The sequence below is a fragment of the Agathobaculum sp. genome (genome assembly GCF_050946325.1).
Classification (GTDB): Bacteria; Bacillota; Clostridia; order Oscillospirales; family Butyricicoccaceae; genus Agathobaculum.
Genome location: NZ_JBMNUP010000086.1, coordinates 1 through 7,701 on the forward strand (window position 1 = coordinate 1; position 7,701 = coordinate 7,701).

General features: G+C 60.3%; 11 protein-coding genes. 5 read left to right on the forward strand and 6 right to left on the reverse strand.

Features of this window, described 5'->3' with window-relative positions:
• The coding region (locus ACOYIE_RS07480) for a S1 RNA-binding domain-containing protein (RefSeq protein ID WP_433411946.1) at positions 1–769 on the reverse strand (769 nt) is incomplete at its 3' end.
• Positions 770–933: 164 nt separating this feature from the next.
• On the opposite strand from ACOYIE_RS07480, the gene ACOYIE_RS07485 reads away from it, so the two are divergent.
• The 5 genes from ACOYIE_RS07485 (at position 934) to ACOYIE_RS07505 (ending at position 4,322) form a co-directional block, all read left to right on the forward strand.
• On the forward strand, positions 934–1,128 hold the full coding sequence (locus ACOYIE_RS07485) for a DUF951 domain-containing protein (RefSeq protein ID WP_433411948.1): 195 nt from the start codon (positions 934–936) through the stop codon (positions 1,126–1,128).
• The gene (udp, locus tag ACOYIE_RS07490; RefSeq protein WP_433411951.1) at positions 1,122–1,886 is read left to right on the forward strand and encodes a uridine phosphorylase; all 765 of its coding nucleotides are present in this window, start codon (positions 1,122–1,124) and stop codon (positions 1,884–1,886) included. Before ACOYIE_RS07485 ends, udp begins: the two co-directional genes overlap by 7 nt.
• A complete protein-coding gene (locus tag ACOYIE_RS07495) occupies positions 1,883–3,262 on the forward strand; it encodes an MATE family efflux transporter (protein WP_433411953.1) in 1,380 nt (459 codons plus the stop codon). The genes udp and ACOYIE_RS07495 overlap by 4 nt, the downstream gene beginning before the upstream one ends.
• Before the next feature lie 17 nt (positions 3,263–3,279).
• On the forward strand, positions 3,280–3,693 hold the full coding sequence (locus ACOYIE_RS07500; RefSeq protein WP_433411955.1) for an EamA family transporter: 414 nt from the start codon (positions 3,280–3,282) through the stop codon (positions 3,691–3,693).
• A gap of 212 nt (positions 3,694–3,905) precedes the next feature.
• Positions 3,906–4,322: a YjdF family protein gene (locus ACOYIE_RS07505; RefSeq protein WP_433411958.1), complete on the forward strand. Its 417-nt coding sequence runs from the start codon at positions 3,906–3,908 to the stop codon at positions 4,320–4,322.
• 29 nt (positions 4,323–4,351) lie between these two features.
• Here ACOYIE_RS07505 and ispF read toward each other — a convergent pair whose 3' ends face one another.
• From ispF to ACOYIE_RS07530, 5 genes are read right to left on the reverse strand one after another with little or no spacing between them, the layout of a single operon-like run.
• Complete coding sequence (ispF, locus tag ACOYIE_RS07510) at positions 4,352–4,825, reverse strand: 2-C-methyl-D-erythritol 2,4-cyclodiphosphate synthase (RefSeq protein WP_433411961.1); 474 nt, start codon at positions 4,823–4,825, stop codon at positions 4,352–4,354.
• A 1-nt stretch (position 4,826) separates the two neighbouring features.
• Positions 4,827–5,540, reverse strand: coding sequence for a 2-C-methyl-D-erythritol 4-phosphate cytidylyltransferase (gene ispD, locus ACOYIE_RS07515; RefSeq protein WP_433411963.1), 714 nt, complete (start codon positions 5,538–5,540; stop codon positions 4,827–4,829).
• Positions 5,541–5,596: 56 nt separating this feature from the next.
• Complete coding sequence (locus tag ACOYIE_RS07520) at positions 5,597–6,079, reverse strand: CarD family transcriptional regulator (protein ID WP_433411965.1); 483 nt, start codon at positions 6,077–6,079, stop codon at positions 5,597–5,599.
• Between the two features lie 39 nt (positions 6,080–6,118).
• A complete protein-coding gene (locus ACOYIE_RS07525; protein ID WP_433411968.1) occupies positions 6,119–6,682 on the reverse strand; it encodes a hypothetical protein in 564 nt (187 codons plus the stop codon).
• Between the two features lies 1 nt (position 6,683).
• Positions 6,684–7,427, reverse strand: a complete 744-nt coding sequence (locus ACOYIE_RS07530) for a M23 family metallopeptidase (RefSeq protein ID WP_433411970.1) — start codon at positions 7,425–7,427, stop codon at positions 6,684–6,686.
• Positions 7,428–7,701 lie beyond the last annotated feature (274 nt).

Genomic DNA, 7,701 nt, shown 5'->3' on the forward strand with positions numbered 1-7,701 from the left:
TATAAACGGATACCACAGTGCCGGGCGTCAGGTCGCCGCGCGGCTCGGCCAGACCGGACAGGTTGGGCGCAAGCTCTATGAATACGCCGTAAGGCTCGACAGAGCGGACAATGCCGCGCACCGTTTCTCCGGGAGAAAACAACGCGGCATTTTGCTCCCATGTGCCGAGCAGTTCGCGGTGGGTGAGCGAGATGCGGCGGTTTGCCGCATCGACCTGCCGGACGGCGGCGAAGATCTGCTGGCCGACGGAGAGACGGTCCCCAGGGTGGAAAATGCGCGAGACGGACAGGTTTTCAATGCCGATGAGCGAGGGAATGCCGCAGCCGATATCGACGAATGCGCCGAACGGCTCCAGATGGGTGACGCAGGCGGGGATGACATCGCCGGGAAGAAGGGTTTCCAGCAGAAAATCCTGCGCCTGCTGCTGCACAGCCGTGCGGCTGAGCCACACCGTAGGCGGAACGGTGTCTTCCTCTATATCGGATACGGAAAAACAGGTTGGCTTGCCCACGCGGGACAATATGGCGATTTCGCGCGTATCTCCCTCCGCCACGCCGAGCGCGCAGCAGGAACGGGGCATAATGCCCTGCGCAAAACCAAAATCGAACAGCAGGTCGTGCGCAGCGGTGCATCGCTGCGCAGGCGCTTCCAAAATCGTGTGTTCCCGCTGTGCGCGCCGCAGGCCGTCCAGCGAGGAGAGCGCAGCCTGCACTTCGCTGCGCGCGGCATAGCTGCCCTCGGGCAGATAATATTCGTCTGTTTTCATCATATGGCCGAACCTCCTTTGGCTCTGCCCTACTATATGACTGGCATCAGGCGGTTATGCCCTGCTGAAAATTGCCGATTTGTTCACAAATAATCAGCAGGCTGTGTTATAATATATAATGAAATCGGTTCGCAGCAAAATGCGGACGGCAAATGGAGTGAGGACAAATGGACGTACAGGTCGGCGATATCTTAACGATGAAAAAGCCGCACCCTTGCGGCTCCAAACAGTGGAAGGTGCTGCGCACCGGCATGGATTTTAAGCTCAAATGCGAAGGCTGCGGGCATGAAGTTATGCTGCCGCGCAGCAAGGCGGAAAAAAACATCCGGACGATAGAACGGGAGGGACAGATCGTATGCTGATCGACGGAAAACAGATGCACATCCAAATCAAAAGGGGAGACATTGGCCGCTATGTCATTTTGCCGGGCGATCCGGCGCGCACGGCGAAAATCGCGCGGTATTTTGACGAACCGCAGCAAATCGCCCAGAACCGCGAGTATACCCTGTGGACGGGCAAGCTGGACGGAGAGCCGGTCGCCGTCTGCTCGACGGGTATCGGCGGGCCTTCGGCAGCCATTGCGCTGGAAGAGCTGGTCGAGTGCGGCGCGGACACCTTTATCCGCGTGGGCACCTCGGGCGGCATCGTCGATGCGGTCAAGGGCGGCGATATCGTGATTGCCACGGCCGCCATCCGGCAGGAGGGCACCAGCCGTGAGTATCTGCCCATTGAATTCCCCGCCGCCGCCAATTTCGCCGTGGTTTCGGCGCTGCGCGACGCGGCCGTACAGCTCGGCCTGACCCATCATCTGGGCGTAATCCAGTCCAAGGACAGCTTTTACGGCGAAATTCGCCCGGCAGAGCAGGCCATTGCGGATGAACTGCTTGCCAAATGGAAGGCATGGAAAGCCGCCGGCGCGCTCACCAGCGAAATGGAGACCGCCGCGCTCCTTATTGTTTCGCAGGTGCTCCATGTGCGCTGCGGCGCAGTGCTCAACGTGCTGTGGAACGCGGATAACGACGACGCGCCCTCCATCCCGCCTGACGCTGCCGAGCGCGGCGTAAAAACCGCAGTTGAAGCACTGCGCATCCTGATACGGGAGGACCGCACCGCGAAATGAGTGAAAAACAAAACCGCACGGCCGACCTGGGACGCGATCCGGTCGGCCCTCTGCTCGTTCGGCTTGCATTGCCGACTATCTGCGCGCAGGTGGTCAACCTGCTGTACAACATCGTGGACCGGATTTACATCGGCCATATTCCGGAAACCGGCGCGGCCGCGCTGACCGGCATGGGCGTCACCTTTCCGGTCATCACGCTGATCTCGGCGTTTGCCGCTCTGATCGGCATGGGCGGCGCACCCCGCGCATCCATCGCCATGGGCGCGGGCGAGCATGAAAAGGCCGAACGCACGCTCGGCACCTGCACCGCCGCCCTGTGGGGGCTGGCCGTTGTTCTGACCGCGGTCTTTCTGCTGTTCCAGCGGCCGCTGCTTGTGCTGTTCGGCGCTTCCCCCGATACCCTGCCTTATGCCATGCAGTACCTGAACATCTATGTGCTGGGCACCATTTTTGTGATGACGGCGCTTGGGCTCAACGGCTTTATCACGGCGCAGGGACGCTCCTCCGTTGCGATGAAAACCGTGCTGATCGGCGCGGTGCTCAACGTGCTGCTCGACCCGCTGTTCATTTTCGTCTTTCATATGGGCGTGCGCGGGGCGGCAGTCGCCACCATACTGTCGCAGGCGGTTTCCGCACTGTGGGTGGTGCGCTTTCTGTGCAGCGAAAACAGCAGTCTGCGGCTGCGAAAGAAATATTTCCGGCTGGACAAGCGGCTGCTGCTGCCCGCCATCGCGCTGGGCGCTTCCCCCTTTATCATGCAGTCAACCGAAAGCCTGCTGACCGTGACCTTTAACGTTTCCCTGCAAAAGTACGGCGGCGATCTGGCCGTCGGCGCCATGACCATCCTGACCTCGGTTGCGCAGATGCTGCAAATGCCGCTGCTTGGTCTGTCGCAGGGCGCGCAGCCCATCCTCAGTTACAATTACGGCGCAAAGCGGGCTGACCGTATGCGGCAGACCGTCAAATACAACCTGATCATCTCCTGCGTGTTTGCCTTTGGCGTGTGGGGTCTGGTGCAGGGGGCGCCGCATCTGGTCGCACAGCTGTTCAATCAGGATGCCGCGTTGGTCGATATGACCGCATGGGCGCTGCGCATCTATTTTGCCGTTGGCTTCACGATGGCATTTCAGGGCACCTTCCAGCAGTGCTTTGTCGCGCTGGGCGAAGCCAAGATTTCGCTCTTTCTCGCGCTTGAGCGCAAGGTTATCCTGCTGATCCCGCTCATTCTGATTCTGCCGTACTTCCTGGCGGATAAGCTGTTCGCCGTCTTTCTGGCCGAGCCGGTGGCGGATCTCCTCGCCGCCGCTACCACAACTGTGCTGTTCCTGCGGCGGTTCCGGCAGATCACACGCGGGCTGGAGCAGCAAACAGCATGACGGGGAGGCGGAAGCATATGTGGTTTGTGCTGGCGCTGCTTTCCGCTGTATTTGCCGCGCTGACCTCAATCCTTGCCAAAATCGGCATTGAGAGTGTCAATTCCCATCTGGCGACTGCCATTCGCACGGCGGTTGTGCTGCTGCTTGCATGGGGCATGGTATTCCTGACCCATGCGCAGAGCGGTATTCACACCATTTCCCCAAAAAGCTGGCTGTTTTTGATTTTATCCGGTCTGGCCACCGGCGCTTCGTGGCTGTGCTATTATAAGGCGCTGCAAATCGGGCAGGCCTCCAGGGTCGTGCCGGTGGACAAGCTGAGCGTTGTAATCACGCTGGTGCTGGCGTTCGTGTTTTTGCACGAGCAGGTGACGGCTAAATCCGCAATCGGCTGCCTCCTGATTGGCGCAGGCACGCTTTTGATGGTGATATAGGCAGGTGAACGGTAAAAAAGTTTGCAAACAGCGCATAACAGGGCGCTGTCACTTAACAGAAAACAGGATAAAAACGCAACGCATTGCTTTCAGCACATGCCAGAGCTGGTAGGTAGCCCAGCCGTCTGCGCCGCAGGGCGCAGGTAAGTAACCTTCCCCTCCGGGTTGTCCCTTCCTGTATGAAAGGTTTCTTTTTTCAGGAGGGTTTCGTTATGAAAAACGGTGCTGTAAAACTGACGGTATTTTTTGAAGACCCGTTTTGGGTGGGCGTGTTTGAGCGGACAGAAGACGGCAGATTATCCGCCTGCCAGACGACGTTTGGGGCCGAGCCAAAGGACTGTGAAGTCTGGGCGTATGTGCTGAAATATTACAGCCGGCTTCGGTTCAGTCCGTCCGTTGCCGTGCCGGTCAGACGGACGGCAGTAAACCCGAAGCGCATCCAGCGGCAGCTGCGAAAACAGGCGGACTGTTCCGGACTTGGAACCAGATCACAGCAGGCGCTGCAATTGCAGCGTGAGCAGAACAAGCAGGAGCGCAGGACGCGCAGCCGCGCACAGCGGGAGCTGGAAGAACAACGGCAGTTTGCACTGAAGCAGAAAAAACGAAAAGAAAAGCATCGGGGCAGATAATACCCCGATGCTTTTTTGCGGTTTTTCTGTCAGATTTTCTCCAGCAGACAGACGCAGTGCGCGGCAATGCCCTCTCTCGTGCCGGTAAAGCCCAATCCTTCCTCGGTCGTCGCCTTGACCGATACGCAGTCCGTCCCGCATCCGATGGCCGCCGCCAGGTTTTCGCGCATCTGCGCGATATGCGGCGCAAGCCTGGGCGCCTGCGCCAGAACGGTCGCATCCAGATTGCCCAGCCGGTATCCTCTGTCGCGCACCAGCGCGGCCACATGCCGCAGCAGGGCGATGCTGTCCGCCCCTGCGTAACGCGGGTCGGTATCCGGAAAGTGTTTGCCGATATCTCCCAGCGCCAGCGCGCCCAGCAGCGCGTCCATCACCGCATGGGTGAGCACATCCGCGTCCGAGTGGCCGAGCAGGCCGCGCTCGTGCGCGATCTCCACACCGCCGATGATGCATTTTCGTCCGGCTGCCAGCCGGTGTACGTCATAGCCGTGTCCAATACGCATATCAGTCCGCCTCCCGCTGCAAAAACGCCTCGGCCGATGCGATATCCTCCGGCGTTGTGATCTTGATGTTTTCGTAGCTGCCGTGCGTGGCGCGCACGGTCTGTCCGCACGCCTCCACCGCCGCGCAGTCATCCGTAAAGGTGCGGCCGGCCCGCGCGGCCTCCTGCAGCGCATGCAGCAGAGTCTCCCGCCGGAACACCTGCGGTGTCTGCACTGCGGACAGCGTATCCCGCGGCACATCCGCGGCAATGCAGCCGTTTTCAATGCGCTTGATGCTGTCCTTCACCGGAACGACCGGCGCCGCCGCGCCGTATTCCGCGGCAGCATAGACTGCTTCTGCGATGACTGCCTCACTGACGAGCGGCCGCGCTCCGTCATGCACAGCAACAAGGGCGGTACCCTCGGGCGCGGCGGCGATTCCCGCCAGCACAGAGGCCGTGCGGCTGTCTCCGCCCCGCGTTACGGTGCGCAGCTTGCCGATGCCGTATGCGCGCGCCAGCTCGGTATACGGCACGATATCCTGCTCGCGGCAGACCAGCACAATATCCCGCACCGCCGCGCATTTTTCAAAGGCGGACAGCGTGTGCGCCAGCACAGGCACGCCATGAAGCAGCAGCAGCAGTTTATTTTCTCCCCCCATGCGGCGGGAGGAACCGGCCGCCACGATCACCGCGCATACCGCGGGCAGGCGGGTTGTTTTTCGTTTTTTGAACAAACGATCCTCTCCTTTAAAAAGGGCTTTGCACAAAATGCAAAGCCCCAACTGTCTGATTATTCAATACAAAGCTGTGCGTTTACCAGCTCGGCTGCCTGCTGCGGAGAAATATCAAGCGCAAACGCAAGTTCCGAATCAATGATTTGCCGCGCGGAGACAAGCATTTTCTTTTCTCCTGCGGACAGGCCGCGTTCCCTGTCCCGTTCGGACAGGTTTTTGATGACCTGCGCCACTTCAAGCAGGTCGCCTGAGCGGAGATGCAGCATATTCTCCCGATAACGCTGGTTCCAGCCCTTTTCTTCGGTACGGGAAATATCGCCAAACCGCTGGAGAAGCGCTTCGGCCTGTTCGCGGGAACATACCTGCCGCACACCGAGTTTTTCACAGGATTCGACGGGCAGAAACAGCTCGGTATCGTCAAGGGCCAGCTTAAGGGCATAATACGGCGCGGGCACGCCGTCGATGGCGCGTGTGACAATATCCACAATTATGCCCGCTCCGTGCAGGGGATGCACGATTTTGTCGCCGATCTGAAACATTTTTCCTCCGTTCCAGCAAGCCGTATGGTCAATTTTATTTTACACCCGTGCAGCGGGTTTGGCAAGGTTTTTTGCCGTTTTTGCGGCGATAAGTGCGCCAATCAGCCACAACCAGCACCCGCCGCCGTGAAAAAACAGAAAAGCGCCCGCCCCGTGCAGGCACAGCGCCGTTAGCAGCGCAAGAAGGCCGCGCGCGCGGAAGAAGCCGCCGCCGGCCAGATGACCCAGCGCCATACCGCCGTCAAGCGGCGGCATGGGCAGCAGATTGAATGCGCCGAGCAGTATGCTCGCGCCGGCAAGCCGGTACCAGCCGCAGCGCCCTGCAAGGGCGGCCAGCGCAAAGCTGGCTGCCGGTCCGGCAAGGCAGACAGCCGCCCGTGCATACCGGCCCTCCGGCAGCGCGCAGCGCATGACCGCGCCGCAGCAGGTCAGCGTCAGCCGGTAAAGCCGTCCGCCGGACAGATACAGTATAAGCAGATGTCCCAGCTCATGCACGGCCGCCGCCAGCAGGAAAAGCGGCAGCACGCCGGTTTCATCTGCGCACCAGAGCGCGGCCAGCAGAACAAGGAAACCGTCGCGCACGTCAAGTTTGCCCAGGCACACGTCAGGCGGCGGTCAGGTAGCTGGAAGGGTCAAGCGCCTTGCCGTTCCGCCATAATTCCAGATGCAGATGCGGGCCGGTCGCATTTCCCGTCTGGCCGACGAGCGCGACCTCGTCTCCGCATTCGACGGCGTCGCCCACCTTGGCAGAAATGCTGCTACAATGCGCATACAGGGTGGAGAACCCGTCCTCGTGGTCGATAATCAGGTAGTTGCCGTAACTGGACTGCCCGACTTCGCGCACGGTCCCAGCGGCAAAGGCGCCGATTTTTACGCCTTCGTCCGCCGCAATATCCAGCCCATAGTGAAAGCCCGGCTGGCCGGTCGTCGGACTGAGCCGGCTGCCAAAACCCGATGTCAGCGTACCTTCAGCGGGCAGCGCATGCGTAAATTCCATCGGATAAACGGTTTGGTCTACCGTATCGGGGAAAAGCGTCAGCTCGCGGCCCAGAATATCGTCCGCGCCGCCCGAAGAGATGGCATAGTCATCACCGCCGGTTTCCTGCGGGCGGAACACCTCGCTTGCGCTCTCGTCTGTTCCGCCGCCGATGACCGCAAGCACACGGTCCATGCCGGGAACGCCGGTCAGCGTTTCGGCTGCGCGCTGGCGCACGGATACGGCAAATGGCGTATCTGCATATTTGAATATGCCCGCCGTCAGAACGAGCACCACAAGGAGCAGCAGTCCGCCGCCCCCGCCCCCGCTGCCTCCGCCGCCGCGCCGCCGCGCAGGACGTTTTCCTGTCATGTTCGCCGCCTCCTTTTCTCTGCTGAAAATATATGAGAAAGGGGATGGGAATATGCCTTTCCGGCAGACCAATGAAAGTCCGGCAGCGGAGGCGCGCCGGTTGGACGCACCTCCGCTGCCGGAGAGTGGTAGATTATGAAAGAAAGGGAATGCGTTACGGTTTGCTGCAATCCAGCAGGATTTTCGGGTATTTGGACGTTTTGAATACCTCGAAACTTTCTACCGCCTCGCGCAGCGGCATGATCTTGCCGATGATCTTGTCGGTCTGCATACG

Excerpts from the sequence above, each read along its gene's own strand:
- ACOYIE_RS07485 (WP_433411948.1), top strand. The coding sequence starts at position 934 with ATGGACGTACAGGTCGGCGATATCTTAACGATGAAAAAGCCGCACCCT.
- udp (WP_433411951.1), top strand. The coding sequence starts at position 1,122 with ATGCTGATCGACGGAAAACAGATGCACATCCAAATCAAAAGGGGAGAC.
- ACOYIE_RS07500 (WP_433411955.1), top strand. The coding sequence starts at position 3,280 with ATGTGGTTTGTGCTGGCGCTGCTTTCCGCTGTATTTGCCGCGCTGACC.
- ACOYIE_RS07505 (WP_433411958.1), top strand. The coding sequence starts at position 3,906 with ATGAAAAACGGTGCTGTAAAACTGACGGTATTTTTTGAAGACCCGTTT.
- ispF (WP_433411961.1), bottom strand. The coding sequence starts at position 4,825 with ATGCGTATTGGACACGGCTATGACGTACACCGGCTGGCAGCCGGACGA.
- ACOYIE_RS07520 (WP_433411965.1), bottom strand. The coding sequence starts at position 6,079 with ATGTTTCAGATCGGCGACAAAATCGTGCATCCCCTGCACGGAGCGGGC.
- ACOYIE_RS07495 (WP_433411953.1), top strand. The coding sequence starts at position 1,883 with ATGAGTGAAAAACAAAACCGCACGGCCGACCTGGGACGCGATCCGGTC.
- ACOYIE_RS07530 (WP_433411970.1), bottom strand. The coding sequence starts at position 7,427 with ATGACAGGAAAACGTCCTGCGCGGCGGCGCGGCGGCGGAGGCAGCGGG.